The following is a 16297-nucleotide window of genomic DNA, read 5'->3' as shown; positions in this document are numbered from 1 at the left end:
AATTACCTGAGAAGCGAGAGGACGAAGATCAGCGCGGCGATGGCGAGGCCCACGCCGAGGCGGTGGCGGAAGGCCTGACCGGGATCGCCCGGCTCGCAGCGAAGGGCGCGCGCGCGGCGGAGAAGGTCATTCATCGTCGGCCCCTCCCTTTGCGCCGCTGAGCCGGGCGAGGACGAGTTCGATGAAGGCGGGGCCGAAGACGCCGACGAGGTAGGCGGCCGAGCCCGCCGCCCCGCCCGCGGGGATCGCCTGCGGCGGCAGGGAGAGCCAGGCGGTGACGAGCGCCATCGAGAAGCTGCCCATTCCGGCCGCGATCAGGCCTCCGAGCAGAATGTGGCGCAGGGCGTCGCGCAGCCGCATCCGGGTGGTCAGCGCATTGGTGGCCCCGCCAAGCGCGCCCCAGGCGGCGAGGATCACCGCCGTCGAGGCCGCAAGCTCGCGCAGGACCGCCGCCAGAAATCCGGTCTCGTCGTTCATGTGCGGATCTCCAGGAGCGGGATCGAGGTGATCGACCCGAGCCGTTCGAGGTCGAGGGTGACGTCGAGGGCGTCGGTGTCGAAGCGGACGGGCACGTCGAATTCGAAGCCCCCGGTGATCGCGACGCCAGCGGCGGGGGCGGTGGTGAAGGTGATGAGGCCTGTCGCGGTCGAGACCGACCAACCGGAGGCTTGCGGCAGGCCGTTCAAGGCAATGGTGACCGTCCCGGCGACGGGCTTGGTGATGGCCCGCGACCAGGACTGCGCGCCGGATGTGTATCGCTTGGTCAGCTGGAACTGCGTGGCCGCGCCGTTGCCAGTGCCGATGGGTTGATCGTTGGGCCCCGGCGTCTGCGATGGCAGGCAGGATTTGAAATCGGCCCAGTCCTTGAAGCGGAAGCCGTGGAGGCGGCCGTTCCGCGCCTCGAAGAAGGCGACGACCGCCGCCAGATCGTCGGCGCGGCGGATGCCGTAGGCCACGTCGTAGCGGCGGCGCGAGTTGGCCCAGCTGGCGTTGCGCTCCTCGGCACCGCTCGCCAGTTCGACGATCTGGGTGCGCCGCTCGGGGCCGCCGCGCGCGCCACGGCTGATGTTGTCCGGAAACCGGACCTCGTGAAACGCCATCACATCCCCCTCCGGCCCAGCGACACGGCGCGGGCGATGTCGCTGGCGACCTGCGTACGGGACTGGCGGAAACTCTCGGCATCGCGGGCGTTGATCGTGACGTTGACGGTCGATGCGCCCGACTGGCCGAACCCTGCCGCCTCGCGCCGGGACAGGACACGCTCGCCCCTTTGCAGGATCGCGGGCACCTCGTCCGGGCGCAGACCGGCCCAGCCCCCATTGTGCATGCGCGGGGCATTGGCGAAGGCCATTGCCGAGACCATCCGTCCGGGACCGGATACGCCGACGACACCGCCCGTATGCAGGATGTTCGCGAAGAGCCCACCCGCCCCGCCCAGCGCGCCGGAAAGGGCGTTGGCAATCGGGCCGAGAATGAAGCGCCGGGCGGCCAGTTTCGCGAGGTCGGCGATCATCGACGTGACCAGATCGCGGAAGTCGAGCTTGCCGGTCTTCACGAAGTCGCCGATGGCATTCTCAGCCGAGGTGAAGGCCCCGACCAGCGCGCTGCCGACATCCCCGCCGATGTCGCGCGCCTTGGCGGCGTAGTCGGCGAGGGCTGCGGTGACGGCTTGCCAGCCGGTCAATGCGGTGTCTGCGCCCTGCGCCGCAGTTGCCCCGGCATCGCGCGCGGCACTTCCCGCGCCATCGGCTGCGGTGGCCGTGTCGTTCAGCCCGGCCGTCAGGGCATCGGCCGAAGCGGCTGCATCGGCGAGTGCGGTTTCAGCTTCGGTCCCCGTGCCAGTCACCGCATCCTTCAGCGCCTGCCAGCTGGCCAGCGGCCGACCGGCGGCATCGGCGAGCATCCCGGCCGCCTCGCGATAACCGTCGGCTCGCGCGCGGGCATCGTCGGCCATGGCACCGAGGCCAAGATCGGGTGGGTCGAGGTAGGTCCGCGACAGCGCGGCCGAGAAGGCATCTGCGGCGGCGGCACCGGCTGCGGTCGCGGCGCCCTCGAAGGGATTGCCGATGCGGCCGAGTTCGACCGGATCGAGGATGCCGATCCGTACCCCGCCTTCGCCGGTGGCCCACTCCGGCAGCAGCGCCAGCGCGGCGTTCAGGGTCTCGATGAAGCTGTTGATGCGCGTCACGACGCCATTCAGCATCGCTTCGACGCCCGAGATCAGCCCGTTTGCGGCCTGGAAGGCGAAATCGCCGATGGCCCCGGGCAGGCTGCCCCAGGTCGCCACGGCCGCGTCATAGGCTCCCTGGAAGATCGCCGCCGTCCGGTCGCCGAAGCTGACCACGCCTGCGATGGTTCCTTCGAGCGCCGAAAGACCGGCCGCCTTCAGCCCCTCCCAGCCAGCGGCCATCCGCGCCAATGCCGCGTCGAGCGACAGGCCGATCCGAGACCAGACCTCCGATGCAAGATCGCCCAGCAGGCGGAACGCTTCGCCCACGCCTCCGACCCGGGCCACGAGCTGTGAGAACTGGTAGACCAGCTCGCCCACCCCGACGATCAGGGCTCCGATCCCGGTGCGGATCAGCGCGCCGCGCAGGAAGACCAGTGCGGTGGCAAGGCCGCGCACCGACAGGGCTGCGGCCGCCATTCCCGCCACCCAGCGGCCTGCCATGACGGCGGCAAAGGCCGCGGCATAGGTAGCCAGCCGCCCAAGGTTGTCGAAAAGCGCCGTGATCGCCTGCCCGATGGGGCCGGTCGCGCGTGCCATATCGGCGAGCTTGGTGGCGATGGTTTCCAGCGCCGGGGCGACGGCGACCGTCAGGCGGTTCACGAGACCGGTCCAGATCAGGCTGAGCCGCGCGATGGCATCACCCGTGCGCTCGATCTGTGCGGCGTCGGCCGCGCCGACCGCCACCCCGAAGTCCTGCACGTCGCGGGCAGCATCGCGCAGCGTGGCGCTGTCGATCCGGAGGAACGCGAGCGCCGCCCGGTCGCCGAAAAGGTCCGAGGCGACAGCCGCCCGCTCGGCCTCAGGCACGAAGCGGGTCAGCGCGTCCTGGATCGTCACGATGCGCTGGTCGAGCGGCAAGGCCTGCAGTTCCGCCGCCGTCAGGTTCAGCCGCCGCAGCGCGCCGACCGCCGCGCCCGAGCCGCTGGCGACCTCCGACAGGCGCGTGGTCAGCTTCTTCGTCGCCTGCTCGATCTCGCCCATCGAGACGCCCGCCAGTTCCCCGGCCCAGGTCAGGGTCTGGATGCTTTCGACGGTCGTCCGCATCGATTGCGCCAGCTTGGCCTGCGCGTCGATGTTGGCGAGCCCCGAGCGCACCATCGCCGCGCCAGCCGCGGCCGCAGCAGCAGCGACCGCCGCCTGCGCGATCCCGGCCCGGCGCGCGAAGCTCGCCAGCCGCGTGTTCGCCAGTTCCATCTCCGAGGACAGGCGGCCGAAGCCACGGGATCCGGCCTCGCCAATGCCCTCCAGTTCGGCGCGCACCTGGCGGCCACCGACGGCGGCAAGCCGGACGGAGACGCGTTTCTCGGCCATGGGATCTGGGCTCCGGGTGGGATGGGGTCAGTCGCGGTTCGCCGCGATCTGTTCGTTGACGCGGCGGACCATCACCGCTTCGAGGGCGGGCAGCAGTTCGGCCATGGCAGGCGAGGAGATGCCGAGGGCCAAGCCCAGCGCCAGCGCCGCGCCCATGTCCCAGCCGATCACCGCGCCGGGGATGACGCGCATCTGCCCGCCAAGGCGCTGCGCCAGGTCCCAGACCTGCGCGCCTTCGAGCGTCAGCGGCTGGTTCAGCCGTGCGGGGCAGTCGGGACAGGATCCCGCGCAGGCCGCGCAGTAGCCCTCGCCCCCGCCGAAGGACCAGTCGGCAAGGGCGCAGAGCCGTTTTTTTCCGCGTCCAGCAGGAGAGCCTTGGCGACGTATGAAGTCTGGAACGCCTCGAAGGCGGGCCAGATGTCGAGAAGCGCGTCGATGGCCTCGGGGCTCGGATCGATGGGATTGCCATCCGCATCGCCGATCCCCTCCCATTCGAGGATCGCACGCCGCGCCAGCGCCTTGGCCATGGCGAGCGCGGCCTCCTCGGTCGCGGCCCCCTCGGGCAGGTCGGCAATCGCCGGATCACCGCGTGCAGCCACCATCAGCGCCGTGGTCAGTGGGCGGAGCCGGAGGCGCACGCCGGGGACGAGGTCGCACCACTGCGGCGCGTTCGAAAGGTCGAGGGTCAGCATGGAGGGCCTTCTCAATAGGTTGCGACGGTGTTGACGAGGACGGCGGTGCACATGCGGGCGGGGCTGGTGGCCTTGGCCGCCTGCCAGTCGAAAGTGGCCTGGATGCCCTGTGGGCCCGGGATTTCGATGCGCGGGCGCGGCAGGTAGACGGCATGCGCCGTGAAGGTGAAGCTGGCCTCGGCCCCGAGGCTCCAGGCGAAGATCAATTCGCAGGGCGTGCCGTCGATGGCCTGCGTGATCAGCGCGGTGTCGGCAAAGCGCACCTCCACCCGGCCGGTCAGCGCGGCCATGCCCGGGTCGGCCCCTTCGATGCGGCCGTCCGAGCGGATGGTCTCAATCCGGTCGAGACCGTTGGAATAGGTCACCTCGGCCGAGATGACGTTGCCGAGCGGCGTGCCATTGCGCGTGATCGCTCCGTTGAAGTGGCCGAACCGCTGCAGCGCCAGCGAGGTGGGAGTGCCTGCGGCCGTGGTGGCGGCAACATTCTCGCCCTGCGCCACCAGTCGCGCGGTGGCGGTCAGCAGCCCCGACCGCGCCATCTGCCACGACAACTGGTCGCAGACGCAGCCCGTGTACATCGCATAGCGCGGCACCTCGGGCATGGCCGTCTCGATGGCCATCGAGGGCAGCGTCCAGCTCCCGGACTGGAAGGTATGGGTTTTGGGCGTCGTACCAGAGGTGACAGGCGCACCGAAAGCCGCCTTCAGCCAGAGGCCGAAGTTCTCGACGTCGATCGGCACCACCACATCGCCGTCGGCGGTGACCGCATCCTTGATCGGGGCCAGCGGGTCGCGTCCCTGGCCCAGCAGTTCCGAGGCGATCAGCGGCTGCTCAGAGCCGAGCGTGGTGCTGGCGAAAGGCACCGTACGATAGCCCGTGGCGGGCGCGGTGCCATAGACAGATTCGAACGCAAGCGCCATCTGCGCCCGCGCCCCATGGGCTCGTGCCATCGTGTTCTCCTGTGGTGAAGGGGATCAGCCGAGCGGGTCAGCCGTGGAATAGTGAAGGACGACCGGGATCACCGCCGCCTTCAGGCTGGCGGCACCCTCCACGGCCAGATCGACCGGGCGCGGCGCTTCCGCCTCGACCCAGTCGCAGAGACCGCCCAGCGTGCGGTCGGCGGCAACCGCCGCGCCGATGCTGGCGCAGAGTGTGTCGAAGGCGGCGTCGCGGGTGGCCCCTTGCACGACCGCCTCGATCTCGGTCCGGTGCTGGTAGTGATAGCGCAGAGGCGAGAGCGTCACCTCGGGCTCGCCAGGTTCACCGTCGCGCAGGATCAGGAGGCCCGCCGTCGGCACGCGTTCGGGCAGCACATCACCGCGCAAAGCGGTTGCGGGCAGCGCCGAAAGCCGCGCGTGCAGCGCGGCGAGGATGGTTTCGCGAGAAGTTGGCATTCGGCGGCCCTTGGCTCAATTGTGACTTCTGCGACAGTCAGTGATGTGCTAAAGGTAATACCCATGAATACTCACCCGGAGCCGTACCCATGAGCGCCGTCCGCCCCATCGCCGTGAAGCTCGATCAGGATACCCGTGACCGCCTCAAACGGTTGGCGGATGCAAAGGACCGCTCGACACACTGGATGCTGCGCGAGGCCGTCGCGCAATTCATCGAGCGCGAGGAGAAGCGTGAGGCGTTCCGGCAAGCGGGGTTGCAGGCCTGGCATGAGTATCAGGCGACCGGCAAGCATGTCACACATGACGAAGCCGATGCTTGGCTTGCCAAGCTGGAAGCAGGCGAAGAGGCGGCTGCTCCTGAATGCCACAACTGATCTGGTCGCCCGCCGCGCTGCGGGATGTCGAACGGCTTTACCGCTTCCTTGCCGACAAGAACCCTGACGCTGCCCGACGCGCCGCCAAATCCATCCGCGAAGGCATGAACATCCTGCGCGATCAGCCCGGTGCCGGGCGGCCGGTCGAGGACATGGAACCGGAATTCCGCGAGTGGTTCATTACCTTTGGCGACAGTGGCTATGTGTCGCTCTATCGGCTCGACGGCGAGACGGCGGTCGTATTGGCCGTGCGCCATCAACGAGAGGCAGGCTACTGATGGGCGGATGGTGATCACACCTTGGCATCCACCCAGTTCGCGACGATCAACCCCGGCACCGCATCGTGCGCCCTCGCAGCATCCCGCGCGAGGTCCAGCCGCTTCGGCAGCTTGACCTGCGGCACCAGCAGGAAGATCGGCGCGGTGACGACACCCTGACCGGTTTTCGACCGCGAGGCCACGGCGCGGCCCTTCGTGTTCAGCCGCCCCTCGGCCACCAGCAGGCTCGGTCCCCGGCGGCGATAGATGAAGCGCAGCTTCAGCCCGGTGCGGCGTTCCCATTCGCCGGGGGTGATCCGGCCGCCGCGCGTCGATTTGCCAGCCGCTGGCATGGGGATCGCAAGCCAGAACCCGTTTTTCGAACGGATCAGCGGACCGCTATCGTGCGCGCCGACGATGACCGGGGCGTTAGACCAGACCACGGCAGCCGCGTTGAGGCTGGGCGTAGCCTTGGGGAACTGCTCCGACCGGATGGTGCGGGCAAGCCGGGCCCCGAGCCCCGCGCCGGTGATCTGCAGCCGCCAGGCGGCCTTCAGCCCTGTCCCGGCCTCGCGGATCGCCGCCGACACGGCCCGCTCGCCCGCCGCGACCTCGGCCGCCATCATCGCGACGATGTCGGGATCAATGTCGAGCTTCAGTTTCATGCGACCCTCAGATCGACGGTCCAGACCAGCCGCTCGCGGTCGCGAACGGGCTCGCCCTGGATGAGGAAGGCGTCGCCGTCGATCTCGATGCGGTCGCCGGGGCGCGGGGCTTGCACCTCGGCCACGCGCAGGTCGATGCGCGTGGTTTCGGACCAGAGCCGCGCGTCGCCGAAGTCGGTGATCGCATCGGCGCGCCGGGCAACGACGCGCACCAGCTTGGGCGCGCCGCCATCGGCGATGTAGACCGCGTCCCGGCCGATGTTCGGATCGGCGAAGAGCAAATCTACTGTGGATGCAAATGCGTTCACGGTTATGCTGCCCTCCATGACACTTGTTTCCATTTCCCAAAGCCCCGTTCGCACCCGAGCGCTTGTCGCCCTCAGAAGGGCACTGGCCCGTCAGCGTCCTGACGGGTTGATCGACGACAACGGCTATGCCGCAGATTTCAGGGGCAACCTGCTGCCGATGGTCGTGCCCGAGGACTTCGAGGCCGATCTCAGCGCGGGCGACGGCAACGAGCTTCAGACCAAATTCCGGGCGGCGCATTCCTCGTCTGCACTTGCCGTGAACTGCTTTGCACCCTTCCGCCGTCGCATCGGTGATCTGGCGATGCCAGGCGGCGCGGCCTTCGATCAACTCCAGTTCGAGCGGAAATGCCCGACTGGCCTGCGGGGCGGACGATCCCCGAACCTCGATGTTCTGCTTTCAGGCCCGACCGGGGTGGTCGGCATCGAGTCCAAACTGACCGAGTACCTTGTCAGACACCGCGCCGCCTTCTCGCCTGCCTATGCCGAGCAAATCCGCGACGGCAGGCGCGATCATGGTTATTTCCGCGAGATGATCCGTCTGATGTCCGCGCCCGACAGCTATGTCTGGCTGGATGCGGCCCAACTGATCAAGCACGCCTTCGGTCTGGCGCACACGTTCCGGGACGGCCCCACGACGCTCCTCTATCTGTTCTGGGAGCCGCAGAACCCCGATGCTTGCCCCGAGTTTGCGGCACATCGCGCCGAAATCGCTGCTTTCGCCGAACGGGTCGCGGGCGCGGGTCCGAGTTTCGTCGCCATGAGCTATCCGGAGCTCTGGGAAACCTGGGCGCAAACCGGGCCGGCTTGGCTGACGTCACATCTCGCGGAACTCCGGGCTCGGTATCTCGTCGCCATCTAGGCTCGATCAGAAGGCCCCGTTCAGGCGCACGCGACCGATGGTATCGCCTGCGCCGCCCGCCACCGCGACCACAGCCACGCCGATCAGGGTGTTCGAGGTGGTGGTCCTGGTCGCTTCCTTGGCGGTGTTGTCCCAATAGACCTTGTCGCCTGCGGCCCAGGCCTGCGATGCGACCTTCTTCAGATCGTAGACGCCGGTGAGCGCGGCCTCGACTGCCTCGCCAATGGCGGCGGTGCCAGCGGCGACGCCGAAGATGGAGCCAACAAGCAGGCCATCGCCGGAGGTGACGGCATAGGGCGCGGTCAGGGTGATGGTGTTGCCGGGCTGGACGTAGTTCTTCATGGGGATTTCCTTTCTGGTGGCAGTTGCGAGTGGTGCGAATTTTTCCTACCTTTGCGGCAGGAGGATCGGACATGGCCGGCAAGATCAGCATCTCGATCACCGACGAGCACGCCGCTCTGCTGCAGGAAGCGGTGGGCAGCGGTGCCTATGCCTCGTCGAGCGAGGTGGTCCGCGAGGCGCTGCGCGAATGGAGGGCCCGTCGGGTCGTGGGTGAACTCTGGGATGCCGGGATCGCCAGCGGCCGCGCCAAGCCGGGCACGACCATGGCCGATATCAAGCGCGAGGCCCGGAACCGCAGAAGCGCGTCCTGACACGCATGCCACGGATCTTCTTCACGCGGGCGGCCCGCGAAGACCTGATCGAGATCTGGACGCACATCGCCGAGGACGATCCGTCCGCAGCCGACCGCGTCCTCGACAGGCTGGACGAGGTCGCCAGCCACCTGGCTGACAACCCGCAGATGGGCCCAGCCCGGGACGATATCCGCCCCGGGCTGCGCTATCTGGTCAGCGGGTCCTACCTGCTGCTCTACCGGATCGACGGCGACGACATCGAGATCGTCCGCGCCGTGCACGGACGCCGCGACCTCTATGGCCTAATCTGACCTTATGCGCCCGGGTTCTTGTAGAGGCCGCGCCAGTCGATGGCCTTGGCGCCGAAGTCGAGGCGGCACTTGATCTCGACGCCGTCGACGTCGAAGCCGTTGCGGGTCTCGATGTAGGCGCCCTGCTGGCCCTCGAGATAGGCGTACTCGATGGTGTCGATCTGGTTCGGGCTCGCCGCCAGATACCAGGCGGTGGCACTGGCGGCGTCGAGACGCGGCTCGCTGATGGGCGACAGCGTCCGGATCGACTGCGGCACGACCTTGGCGCTGTCGGCGGGGACGAGGTTCTGGGCGACCAACTGCTCGGCCTTCAGTTCAAGGGCCGCGGGGACGATCAGGAAGGCGGGCCGGATGTTCAGCACCGTCTTCTTGTCGAGGCCGGTCTGCAGGGCCATCGCCGCCCGCGCCGCGCCGACACTGGCGACATCCAGCGCAGCACCGGTGCCTGCGAGGTTCTTGTGCGTGGTGTGGAACAGCGCGTTGCCGTCGGCCATCGCCGGGTTCGCGGTGATGATGCCCCAGACGACGTCCGACTCCAACTGCGCGATGGAGTTGCCGTACATCGCCGGGATCCGGGTAAAAGCGTCGAGGTCGTCGTTGATCAGCACCTGCCGGGTGATCGCGACGACCCGGCCATAGGTCTTGACCTTGTAGCTCTCCTTGCTCTCGCCGAGCGTGCCGCGCTTGAACTCACCGCTTTCGCCCACCTCAAGCAGTTGCGGGGCCTCGCCGAGCTGGACGCGGTGCATCGACTTGAAGTCGGTCGCCAGCACCTGACGGCAGAAGAGCGCGAAGGTGCGGGGATAGGCGTCATAGGCCTGCCGCAGCGTCTTGTTGGTGACGGCCGACAGGATCTCGGGGAAGTCCGAGGTCGAGTGCAGCGCCCGCGTCGCCACCTCATCACGCGAGAGGCCGCGCGTGTTGACCCCCGCATTACCGAGGCTTTCGCGGGCGAGTTCCAGCAGCGTCATCCCGCGATACTGGCGCGCGGCATCTTCCAGAGGGAACAGCGTCGGGCTGTAGCGGTGAAGAAGCGCGTTCGCCACGGCGTCGCGGCGGGTGATGCAATCATCCCGGCCGCCGAGCGGGATCGAGACATGCGGGAAGGTCCGGGTCTCGTCCGACTTCGCCGCGACCTGATCCAGGATCAGGCGACGGGACTCGTCGACGCTGACGCCGCGCTTGACCAGATCCTCGGCGAAGCCGCGCTCGAGGTTCAGCCGCCCGGCCAGATCGTAGATGGTCGAGACGCGGTCACGCTCTGCCTCGCGAGCGCGGGTCGCGATGGCCTCGCTGTCCGGCGCAGGTGCCGGTTCCGGCATGCGTGCGCTGGTCGGTTCGGGGTTCGCCGGGGCCACGACGGGCGGCTGGCGGGTCTCATGGCTGGCGGGGACATCCCCGGCCACATGGGTCGTGCTCTCAGGCATGGATGCCTCCTTTTGCATGCGGGTGTCGACGATCTCGACGGGATAGCTGGCTTGGTCGGCCGCACGCACCTGCGCGCGGGGATCGGCGGGTACGGTCACGAAGCTGACCTCAAGCGGGGTCCAGCGCTCGACGATGCGCTGCTCGACCTCGCCCTTCGCGGCGGGCTCGACCACTTTCACCCGCTCGATGGAATAGCCGACCGAGACGTTCCGGATGATGCCGTCGCTGATCAGGCCGAACATCCGGTCGGCGGCCTGGTCCAGCCCCTCGCGCGGGAAGCGGATGGTGGCCTTGCCCTCCTTGCCCTCGATCCAGGCACGTTCGACGACGCCCACCTGCGAATGCGAGGACCAGACCGAATGGCTGTCGAGCGCCGGGGCCCCGGCGTTGAGGCGCGTCAGGTCCACCGCCCGGTCGCTGACCTCGAGGATTTCATCGAAGGGCACGGAGGTGTCCCAGCCGGTCCAGCGCCGCCGCCGGACGGCTGCGCCGGTGGTGAAGACGACGTCGACCGATCTAGCCTCGGAATTGACGGTTGCGGGCAGGATGGGCGCGCGCCGCAGCTGCATTGGCAGGGCGAGCGGGGCCACCATCATCGTGTCGGGCATGGCCCTATTCCTTCTCTGGTTCGGATGCGGAGGCGGCCGGGTCACTGGTCGGGTCGCCAGCCTGCGCGCTGCCGGTCTTGGTGACGCGGCGCGGATCGCTGTCGAGCACGAGGCCGAGGCCATCGAGCTTGGCATTGGTCGCGGCGATTTCTGCCAGCACCGCGTCCGGGTTGTGGCCCTGCCGGGCAATGGCCTGCGCCAGCGTCATGGTGCCGGTCCGGATCGCCAGCAGGTCGGCCATCGCGTCCTTGTAGGGATCGACGGCATCGAACTTCGGCGGCGACCATTCCACCGGCACATCCGGAGTCGGGATCTGCCCTGCTGCCCATGCAGCCTCGGTGAACCAGCGCCAGACCGGCGCGCAGAGCATCGGGATGAAGAGCTGCCACTGGACCGCGTCGATCATGCGGCGGAACTCGACGAGACCCGCCCGGATCGAGGAATAGTTGACCTGGGACAGATCCCCGGTCAGCAATTCGTAAGGCACCCGGAACCCGGCTGAGATCGTGTGCAGGCTCGCGCGCTTGTATTCGCCATAGCCGCCGGTGGCAGCGGGCTGGTTGAACCGGATGTCCTTGCCGCCCCGCGCGTAGGCGATCAGCCCCGGCTCGAACTGCTCGACCCGGTTGCCGTCGGCATCGACCACGGAGGGCGCGATGCCCTGCTGCGCTTCGTCGTCGCCGAAGACGATCGCGGTGACGCAGGCCTCGGTCTTCTTGCGGACCAGTTCGGCCACTTCATAGTCGTCGAGATCGCGCAAGGACCGGATCACCGGCGCGCCCCAGGGAACCCCGCGGGCCTGCGTGCGCTGTTTTTCATAGACATGGGCGATCTCACTCGCCGGGACCGGGCGGCTCTGCAAGCCGTTCTGCAAGGCGCCATAGGCGTCGCCCGGATGCTCGGCGTGCAGCCAGTAGGCCCGCCGCTTGCCGACCGGATCGAACTCGATCCCCTGCACCAGCCGCCCCGCGCCGAGGGCGCCGGATTTCGTGGCGTCGAGGAAGTCAGCCTCCAGCACCTGCACTTGCAGCGGCACCGGCAGTCCGTCCGAGGATCGCCGAAGACGGCGGCGCACCAGAACCTCGCCCGCCTCAACCATTTCGCGGCAGATCAATGTCTGCAGGCCGTAGAAATCCAGCTGGCCGTCGGCATCGCACTCCGCTGTCCAGCGGGTGAACAGGGCGTCGACCTTTCGGTCCAGCTCGTCGTCGCCGCTGGCGGCACGGGGCATGATGCCGCTGCCCACGATGTTGTTCACCAGCACCGCAACGGCCTTGGCCGCATGCGGGTTGTTGCGCACCAGATCGCGCATCCGGTCGCGCAGCAGCGCCCCGGCGCCGCCGATCTCGGTGTCGGCCGAGGATCCCGGCGCACGCCAGCCCTCGGTGCGACGCCCGCGCGCCGCGCCATCATAGCCGCGCGTCAGGGTTTCGAAGGCCTGCCGCGCCAGCACGCGACGGGCGGCGGCCCGAGGGGCGACAGAGGCAATGGCCCTATCGAACCAGCTGGCCGACATCACCAGTCCCCGCGCGAGAAGCCCGCAAGCCCGGCGACCGGCAGCGGTCGCGTGGTACCCGCGATGGCGCGTTCGATGGTCCGGATGCGGCCCAGTAGATCCTCGGCCGAGCCATAGTCGACGGATTTTCCATCATAGCTGACCCGCGTCGTGCCGCTGGCATAGGCCCTGCGCAGCGCCGAGAGCTCGGTTTCCGTCCAGTCGGTCATCAGAACCACCCTCCGCGTCGGCCAAGCCAGTCCGACTGCCGCTTTCCCTGGGGTGCGAATTGCGGTCGGTGGACCCGCCCTGCGCCATCCGTTTCTGTTGGCGCCGCCCCGAGCTGATCCTCGAGGTCGTGCCATTTCTCGTCGGGCCAGCGGTCCGCACCCGCAATCCACGCGGCAGCGCGGGCGTAGACCCGGCAGTCCAGCGCCTCGTTGCGTTCGCGCAGCTTCTGCCATTCGAGTTTCGCGAAGCCGCGCTTGGTGCGGACCGTCACCAGCTGTTCGGCCACGACCTGCTTAAGCCATTCGCTTTCCACCCATGTCGGCAGGTGCACCGAGCCGGGCGGGAACACAGCCCCGTCGGCCATCTCCTCCTCGGTCGGGCGCGCCAGCCGCAGGAAGCGATAGGTCTCGGCCTTGAAGGTCGAGACCGCCACGGTCCAGAGGCGCGCCCCGCGCCGAAGGCGTTTGCCGCCCTCGGTTGCGTCGACGAAGGTCGGCCCCGACACCGGGCTCGAGCGGTTGAACCCCTCGACGCCCTTCACCGGCGACACCTGCGCGAAGCCTTGCGCCCGTGACCAGGAGTAGACGGCCGGGGCCTCATAGCCGGTGTCGATGGCAAGCCGCGCGATCCTGAGATGCGCGCCGCGTTCATGCGGCCAGCTTCTGTCCAGCATCGCCGTCAGTTCCGACCACGCGTCGTGCCGGTCGGGTCCGCCCTCGATCACCACGTGATCGACGAGCCAGCTCTCCAGCCCGCGACCCCAGGCCCAGACATCGACCTCGATCCGGTCCTTTTGCACGTCCGCCCCGGCGGTCAGGAACAACCCGCCCGCTGGCACCGTGCCCGGCTTCCACGCCTCGCGCCGGTCGTAAAGCCGCTGCCAGTCCGGCGCTTCGCCGCTTTCGACCCACGTCTCGCCGAGGATGGTGTTGCGGAACGCCTTGATCGCCTCATCCGACCCTTGGGCCGCGTCCCAGCCACGGGCGATGCGGGTCCAGCTGAGCCAGCCCACCGGCGAATAGAGCGCCGAGAGGTGGTAGCCGGCCGTGGTCGGATCGGCGGCCGTGGCGGTCGCCCGCCATTCGCCGCCCTCCAGCATCGCCGTCTTGTGGTGCTCCGCGATGGCCGCGTCGCAGCCTTCGCAATGATATTCCGCCGTTTCCGGCTTGCCTTTTTGCCAGCGCAGCCGGTCGAACTTCAGCCATTGCGAATGGCCACAGTGCGGGCACGGCACGAAGAACCGGCGCTGGTCGCTGGCCTCGAACTCCCGCTCGATCCGGCTTAGCCCCCGGATGGTGGGCGTCGAGACCAGGAACACCTTGCGCCGGTGGGCGAAGGTCAGCGACCGGGCCTCGGCCAGCGTCACCGGATCGCCTTCCTCATCGGCCGAGGCCGGATAAGCATCGACCTCGTCGAGGAAGATGTAGCGCGCCGGGGTCGAGCGCAGCCCGACCGCTGAGTTCGCCCCCGTCATGATCAGGATGCCGCCCGCGAACTCCTTCGACAGCATCGTGTTGCCCGCATCGCGGGATCGCGCGGGCTTCACCCGCTCCCGCAGCTCGGGGCTCTCGCCGATCAGCGGGTCGATCCGCTGGCGCGAGTTGCGTTTGGCCAGTTCGACCGTCGGCTGGACTGCCAGCATCGGACCCGGCGCCTGATGGATGGCGAAGCCGATCCAGTTGTTGCCCGCCTCGGTCGCGCCGACCTGCGCGGCCTTCATGAACACGATCCGCTGCGTGGGATCGCCCGGCGACAGCCGGTCCATGATCTCGCGCATATAGGGCGTGCGCCCTGTGCGATACCGCCCCGGTTCAGCCGATGCGCGACCTGACAGCATCCGATGCCGGTCCGCCCATTCCGAGACGGTCAGGTCAGGGTCGGGCCGCAACCCGTTGCCCCAGGCGCGCAGGATCTCGCCCGCGCCGTCGAAGTCCGTCAGTGCTTCATCATCACCGGAAATCGGGCCGGACCTCGCCAAGCTCGTCGAGGTGGGCACGGACATGTTTCTCCAGGACCTTCTGCATCGCGGCTGGCTCGACCCCCAGATCGGCCGCCATCAGCGCCGCCGCGCGTGCAGGCCAGTTCACCCAAGCGTCCCGCACCTCCCGCGCGAGGCGGAACACCAGCGACAGCGCGCGCGCCCGCTCGATCAACTCCCCCTTCAGCCTCGAGAGCCGGATCCGCCGCTCCTGCGCCTTCAGCACCTCGTTGGCGGTCTTCGCCTGCAGGAAGGTCGTGCCGCCACCGACCGCAGGGACCGCGAGGCCCTGTTCGCGCAGGGTGTCGCCGACGGCAGCCACTGCCGCCTCGGGGACGGGTTTCAGCTTAGGTTCGGGCGGCTTGCGGGTCTTGGACGGGTCAGTGGTTTCAGACCGACGCACATCGCTGGCGGCCGCGTTTATGCTGCCATCGGGATAGAGGACCAGCCGTTCGGCCGTCTTCGCCTTCTGGATCGCGCCCCGCGACAGCCCGACATGCGCGGCGTACTGGCGCTCGCTCATGCCCTGCATCGACGGCTCCGATTATCATTCAGTTTCATGTGCTTATCGAGTTGATAAGTGGCGCGGACGGAGCAAACGTCACTCCAACGAAACGATGCAACTCACTACGGAGCCACCAGAATGACCCGCCGCGCCACCGCCAACGAGAAAGCCCTCGACGCCTTCATCGCCGCCAAATGCGAGATCGACGCGATGCTGGCACGCCTCGCTGCCCTCAGCGCCGACCATTTCGAAACCAGCCCCGACGAGATCCATTGGGGGCACGTCGGCACCCTGAACCACTACCGCGCCAAGCTGCGCGAGATCACCGACAGCGCCTTCAAGGAGGGCGAACACGCCGAGTGACCAACCGCAACGCCAGAACTCTCGCCGTGCGCCCAGCGCGGCTTGGGGCCGTAGGAGGGCAGCGGCAGTCGCGGCCCCGAGAACGGAGACGACCCTATGCCTCAGATCCAGCTGACCGATACCCAAGCGGTCATCCTTTCGGCGGCCTGCGCGCGCGATGATGGCGCGGTCTTTCCCATCACCGCCAAGCTGAAGGGCGGCGCTGTCGGCAATGTCTGCAAGAGCCTTCTGAAGCTCGGGCTGATCGAGGAAATCCCCGCCACCGACCTCAACACCGTCTGGCGGCACGACGAGGCGCGCGGCCCGATCACCCTGCGCGCAACGCCGCTGGCACAGAGCATGCTCGGGATCACCGAGCACGATGCCACCACGACACCAGCCGAAAACGTCACCAGATCTTCCCCGCGCCGGAAGGGCACCAAGCAGGAAGCGCTGATTGAAATGTTGCGGGCACCGGACGGCGCCACAATCGAGGAGATCATGGCAGCGACGGACTGGCAGTCGCACACGGTTCGCGGCGCGATGGCCGGTGCTCTGAAGAAGAAGCTCGGGCTCGAGGTGACCTCGGAGAAGGTCGAGGGGCGCGGGCGGGTCTACAGGCTTCCCGCCGCCTGACCCAACGCCAGAAATGCTACGCCGCCGCCCCGACCGGG

General features: G+C 68.5%; 23 protein-coding genes. 7 read left to right on the top strand and 16 right to left on the bottom strand.

The window, feature by feature from the left end; translation table 11 throughout:
• Positions 1-2: 2 nt before the first annotated feature.
• From L0V05_RS20595 to L0V05_RS19745, 8 genes are all read right to left on the bottom strand, one after another.
• Positions 3-134 carry a hypothetical protein gene (locus L0V05_RS20595; protein ID WP_255683876.1) on the bottom strand — a complete coding sequence of 44 codons (132 nt, stop codon included), beginning with the start codon at positions 132-134 and terminating at the stop codon, positions 3-5.
• Positions 127-477: a hypothetical protein gene (locus L0V05_RS19775; protein ID WP_234873227.1), complete on the bottom strand. Its 351-nt coding sequence runs from the start codon at positions 475-477 to the stop codon at positions 127-129. The genes L0V05_RS20595 and L0V05_RS19775 overlap by 8 nt, the downstream gene beginning before the upstream one ends.
• Positions 474-1100 (bottom strand): DUF2460 domain-containing protein, encoded by a 627-nt coding sequence (locus L0V05_RS19770; RefSeq protein WP_234873226.1) that lies wholly within the window; start codon positions 1098-1100, stop codon positions 474-476. The genes L0V05_RS19775 and L0V05_RS19770 overlap by 4 nt, the downstream gene beginning before the upstream one ends.
• Positions 1100-3541, bottom strand: a complete 2442-nt coding sequence (locus tag L0V05_RS19765) for a phage tail tape measure C-terminal domain-containing protein (protein WP_234873225.1) — start codon at positions 3539-3541, stop codon at positions 1100-1102. Before L0V05_RS19765 ends, L0V05_RS19770 begins: the two co-directional genes overlap by 1 nt.
• Positions 3542-3568: 27 nt before the next feature.
• Entirely contained in the window at positions 3569-3733 is a 165-nt protein-coding gene (locus L0V05_RS19760) for a DUF7697 family protein (protein ID WP_169728722.1), read from the bottom strand.
• A gap of 62 nt (positions 3734-3795) precedes the next feature.
• A complete protein-coding gene (locus L0V05_RS19755; protein WP_234873224.1) occupies positions 3796-4233 on the bottom strand; it encodes a phage-derived protein YdaY family protein in 438 nt (145 codons plus the stop codon).
• Positions 4234-4244: 11 nt separating this feature from the next.
• Positions 4245-5183: a phage tail tube protein gene (locus L0V05_RS19750; protein WP_234873223.1), complete on the bottom strand. Its 939-nt coding sequence runs from the start codon at positions 5181-5183 to the stop codon at positions 4245-4247.
• Positions 5184-5207: 24 nt separating this feature from the next.
• The gene (locus L0V05_RS19745; protein WP_234873222.1) at positions 5208-5627 is read right to left on the bottom strand and encodes an acyl-CoA transferase; all 420 of its coding nucleotides are present in this window, start codon (positions 5625-5627) and stop codon (positions 5208-5210) included.
• Between the two features lie 89 nt (positions 5628-5716).
• Between L0V05_RS19745 and L0V05_RS19740 the strand changes: the two genes are divergently transcribed.
• Both L0V05_RS19740 and L0V05_RS19735 read left to right on the top strand, forming a co-directional pair.
• Complete coding sequence (locus L0V05_RS19740; RefSeq protein ID WP_234873221.1) at positions 5717-6001, top strand: CopG family ribbon-helix-helix protein; 285 nt, start codon at positions 5717-5719, stop codon at positions 5999-6001.
• The gene (locus L0V05_RS19735) at positions 5989-6279 is read left to right on the top strand and encodes a type II toxin-antitoxin system RelE/ParE family toxin (RefSeq protein ID WP_234873220.1); all 291 of its coding nucleotides are present in this window, start codon (positions 5989-5991) and stop codon (positions 6277-6279) included. The genes L0V05_RS19740 and L0V05_RS19735 overlap by 13 nt, the downstream gene beginning before the upstream one ends.
• 14 nt (positions 6280-6293) lie before the next feature.
• Here L0V05_RS19735 and L0V05_RS19730 read toward each other — a convergent pair whose 3' ends face one another.
• Both L0V05_RS19730 and L0V05_RS19725 read right to left on the bottom strand, forming a co-directional pair.
• On the bottom strand, positions 6294-6923 hold the full coding sequence (locus tag L0V05_RS19730; RefSeq protein ID WP_234873219.1) for a DUF6441 family protein: 630 nt from the start codon (positions 6921-6923) through the stop codon (positions 6294-6296).
• A complete protein-coding gene (locus L0V05_RS19725; RefSeq protein WP_255683875.1) occupies positions 6920-7249 on the bottom strand; it encodes a head-tail joining protein in 330 nt (109 codons plus the stop codon). The genes L0V05_RS19730 and L0V05_RS19725 overlap by 4 nt, the downstream gene beginning before the upstream one ends.
• Between L0V05_RS19725 and L0V05_RS19720 the strand changes: the two genes are divergently transcribed.
• Positions 7248-8090, top strand: a complete 843-nt coding sequence (locus tag L0V05_RS19720) for a PGN_0703 family putative restriction endonuclease (RefSeq protein ID WP_234873217.1) — start codon at positions 7248-7250, stop codon at positions 8088-8090. The two genes, L0V05_RS19725 and L0V05_RS19720, sit on opposite strands and share 2 nt — an antisense overlap.
• A 6-nt stretch (positions 8091-8096) precedes the next feature.
• Here L0V05_RS19720 and L0V05_RS19715 read toward each other — a convergent pair whose 3' ends face one another.
• The gene (locus L0V05_RS19715) at positions 8097-8432 is read right to left on the bottom strand and encodes a DUF2190 family protein (protein WP_234873216.1); all 336 of its coding nucleotides are present in this window, start codon (positions 8430-8432) and stop codon (positions 8097-8099) included.
• Positions 8433-8503: 71 nt separating this feature from the next.
• On the opposite strand from L0V05_RS19715, the gene L0V05_RS19710 reads away from it, so the two are divergent.
• Positions 8504-8743, top strand: a complete 240-nt coding sequence (locus L0V05_RS19710) for a ribbon-helix-helix domain-containing protein (protein WP_234873215.1) — start codon at positions 8504-8506, stop codon at positions 8741-8743.
• A gap of 5 nt (positions 8744-8748) precedes the next feature.
• Complete coding sequence (locus L0V05_RS19705; RefSeq protein WP_234873214.1) at positions 8749-9036, top strand: type II toxin-antitoxin system RelE/ParE family toxin; 288 nt, start codon at positions 8749-8751, stop codon at positions 9034-9036.
• A gap of 2 nt (positions 9037-9038) precedes the next feature.
• Here the strand turns inward: L0V05_RS19705 and L0V05_RS19700 are convergent, their stop codons facing one another.
• The 5 genes from L0V05_RS19700 to L0V05_RS19680 are packed head-to-tail and all read right to left on the bottom strand — an operon-like array spanning position 9039 to position 15308.
• Positions 9039-11072 carry a prohead protease/major capsid protein fusion protein gene (locus L0V05_RS19700; protein WP_234873213.1) on the bottom strand — a complete coding sequence of 678 codons (2034 nt, stop codon included), beginning with the start codon at positions 11070-11072 and terminating at the stop codon, positions 9039-9041.
• Positions 11073-11076: 4 nt separating this feature from the next.
• On the bottom strand, positions 11077-12588 hold the full coding sequence (locus tag L0V05_RS19695; RefSeq protein WP_234873212.1) for a phage portal protein: 1512 nt from the start codon (positions 12586-12588) through the stop codon (positions 11077-11079).
• Positions 12588-12797, bottom strand: a complete 210-nt coding sequence (locus tag L0V05_RS19690) for a phage head-tail joining protein (protein WP_234873211.1) — start codon at positions 12795-12797, stop codon at positions 12588-12590. Before L0V05_RS19690 ends, L0V05_RS19695 begins: the two co-directional genes overlap by 1 nt.
• Positions 12797-14800, bottom strand: a complete 2004-nt coding sequence (locus L0V05_RS19685) for a phage terminase large subunit family protein (protein ID WP_234873210.1) — start codon at positions 14798-14800, stop codon at positions 12797-12799. The genes L0V05_RS19690 and L0V05_RS19685 overlap by 1 nt, the downstream gene beginning before the upstream one ends.
• A complete protein-coding gene (locus L0V05_RS19680) occupies positions 14748-15308 on the bottom strand; it encodes a hypothetical protein (RefSeq protein ID WP_234873209.1) in 561 nt (186 codons plus the stop codon). The genes L0V05_RS19685 and L0V05_RS19680 overlap by 53 nt, the downstream gene beginning before the upstream one ends.
• A 111-nt stretch (positions 15309-15419) precedes the next feature.
• On the opposite strand from L0V05_RS19680, the gene L0V05_RS19675 reads away from it, so the two are divergent.
• Positions 15420-15644, top strand: a complete 225-nt coding sequence (locus L0V05_RS19675) for a hypothetical protein (protein WP_028031059.1) — start codon at positions 15420-15422, stop codon at positions 15642-15644.
• A gap of 96 nt (positions 15645-15740) precedes the next feature.
• Positions 15741-16259, top strand: a complete 519-nt coding sequence (locus L0V05_RS19670) for a DUF3489 domain-containing protein (RefSeq protein ID WP_234873208.1) — start codon at positions 15741-15743, stop codon at positions 16257-16259.
• Positions 16260-16297 lie beyond the last annotated feature (38 nt).

It is taken from the genome of Alitabrizicola rongguiensis, assembly GCF_021491355.1.
In the GTDB taxonomy this organism is placed as follows: domain Bacteria; phylum Pseudomonadota; class Alphaproteobacteria; order Rhodobacterales; family Rhodobacteraceae; genus Aliitabrizicola; species Aliitabrizicola rongguiensis.
The sequence above is the reverse complement of the archived record's forward strand: the minus strand, read 5'-3'. Positions and strand labels throughout refer to the sequence as shown.

Excerpts from the sequence above, each read along its gene's own strand:
- L0V05_RS19735 (WP_234873220.1), top strand. The coding sequence starts at position 5,989 with ATGCCACAACTGATCTGGTCGCCCGCCGCGCTGCGGGATGTCGAACGG.
- L0V05_RS19770 (WP_234873226.1), bottom strand. The coding sequence starts at position 1,100 with ATGGCGTTTCACGAGGTCCGGTTTCCGGACAACATCAGCCGTGGCGCG.
- L0V05_RS19715 (WP_234873216.1), bottom strand. The coding sequence starts at position 8,432 with ATGAAGAACTACGTCCAGCCCGGCAACACCATCACCCTGACCGCGCCC.
- L0V05_RS19765 (WP_234873225.1), bottom strand. The coding sequence starts at position 3,541 with ATGGCCGAGAAACGCGTCTCCGTCCGGCTTGCCGCCGTCGGTGGCCGC.
- L0V05_RS19720 (WP_234873217.1), top strand. The coding sequence starts at position 7,248 with ATGACACTTGTTTCCATTTCCCAAAGCCCCGTTCGCACCCGAGCGCTT.
- L0V05_RS19700 (WP_234873213.1), bottom strand. The coding sequence starts at position 11,072 with ATGCCCGACACGATGATGGTGGCCCCGCTCGCCCTGCCAATGCAGCTG.
- L0V05_RS19690 (WP_234873211.1), bottom strand. The coding sequence starts at position 12,797 with ATGACCGACTGGACGGAAACCGAGCTCTCGGCGCTGCGCAGGGCCTAT.
- L0V05_RS19755 (WP_234873224.1), bottom strand. The coding sequence starts at position 4,233 with ATGCTGACCCTCGACCTTTCGAACGCGCCGCAGTGGTGCGACCTCGTC.
- L0V05_RS19685 (WP_234873210.1), bottom strand. The coding sequence starts at position 14,800 with ATGTCCGTGCCCACCTCGACGAGCTTGGCGAGGTCCGGCCCGATTTCC.
- L0V05_RS19730 (WP_234873219.1), bottom strand. The coding sequence starts at position 6,923 with ATGAAACTGAAGCTCGACATTGATCCCGACATCGTCGCGATGATGGCG.
- L0V05_RS19695 (WP_234873212.1), bottom strand. The coding sequence starts at position 12,588 with ATGTCGGCCAGCTGGTTCGATAGGGCCATTGCCTCTGTCGCCCCTCGG.
- L0V05_RS19775 (WP_234873227.1), bottom strand. The coding sequence starts at position 477 with ATGAACGACGAGACCGGATTTCTGGCGGCGGTCCTGCGCGAGCTTGCG.
- L0V05_RS20595 (WP_255683876.1), bottom strand. The coding sequence starts at position 134 with ATGAATGACCTTCTCCGCCGCGCGCGCGCCCTTCGCTGCGAGCCGGGC.
- L0V05_RS19760 (WP_169728722.1), bottom strand. The coding sequence starts at position 3,733 with ATGCGCGTCATCCCCGGCGCGGTGATCGGCTGGGACATGGGCGCGGCG.
- L0V05_RS19745 (WP_234873222.1), bottom strand. The coding sequence starts at position 5,627 with ATGCCAACTTCTCGCGAAACCATCCTCGCCGCGCTGCACGCGCGGCTT.
- L0V05_RS19670 (WP_234873208.1), top strand. The coding sequence starts at position 15,741 with ATGCCTCAGATCCAGCTGACCGATACCCAAGCGGTCATCCTTTCGGCG.
- L0V05_RS19680 (WP_234873209.1), bottom strand. The coding sequence starts at position 15,308 with ATGCAGGGCATGAGCGAGCGCCAGTACGCCGCGCATGTCGGGCTGTCG.
- L0V05_RS19705 (WP_234873214.1), top strand. The coding sequence starts at position 8,749 with ATGCCACGGATCTTCTTCACGCGGGCGGCCCGCGAAGACCTGATCGAG.
- L0V05_RS19725 (WP_255683875.1), bottom strand. The coding sequence starts at position 7,249 with ATGGAGGGCAGCATAACCGTGAACGCATTTGCATCCACAGTAGATTTG.
- L0V05_RS19740 (WP_234873221.1), top strand. The coding sequence starts at position 5,717 with ATGAGCGCCGTCCGCCCCATCGCCGTGAAGCTCGATCAGGATACCCGT.
- L0V05_RS19750 (WP_234873223.1), bottom strand. The coding sequence starts at position 5,183 with ATGGCACGAGCCCATGGGGCGCGGGCGCAGATGGCGCTTGCGTTCGAA.
- L0V05_RS19675 (WP_028031059.1), top strand. The coding sequence starts at position 15,420 with ATGACCCGCCGCGCCACCGCCAACGAGAAAGCCCTCGACGCCTTCATC.
- L0V05_RS19710 (WP_234873215.1), top strand. The coding sequence starts at position 8,504 with ATGGCCGGCAAGATCAGCATCTCGATCACCGACGAGCACGCCGCTCTG.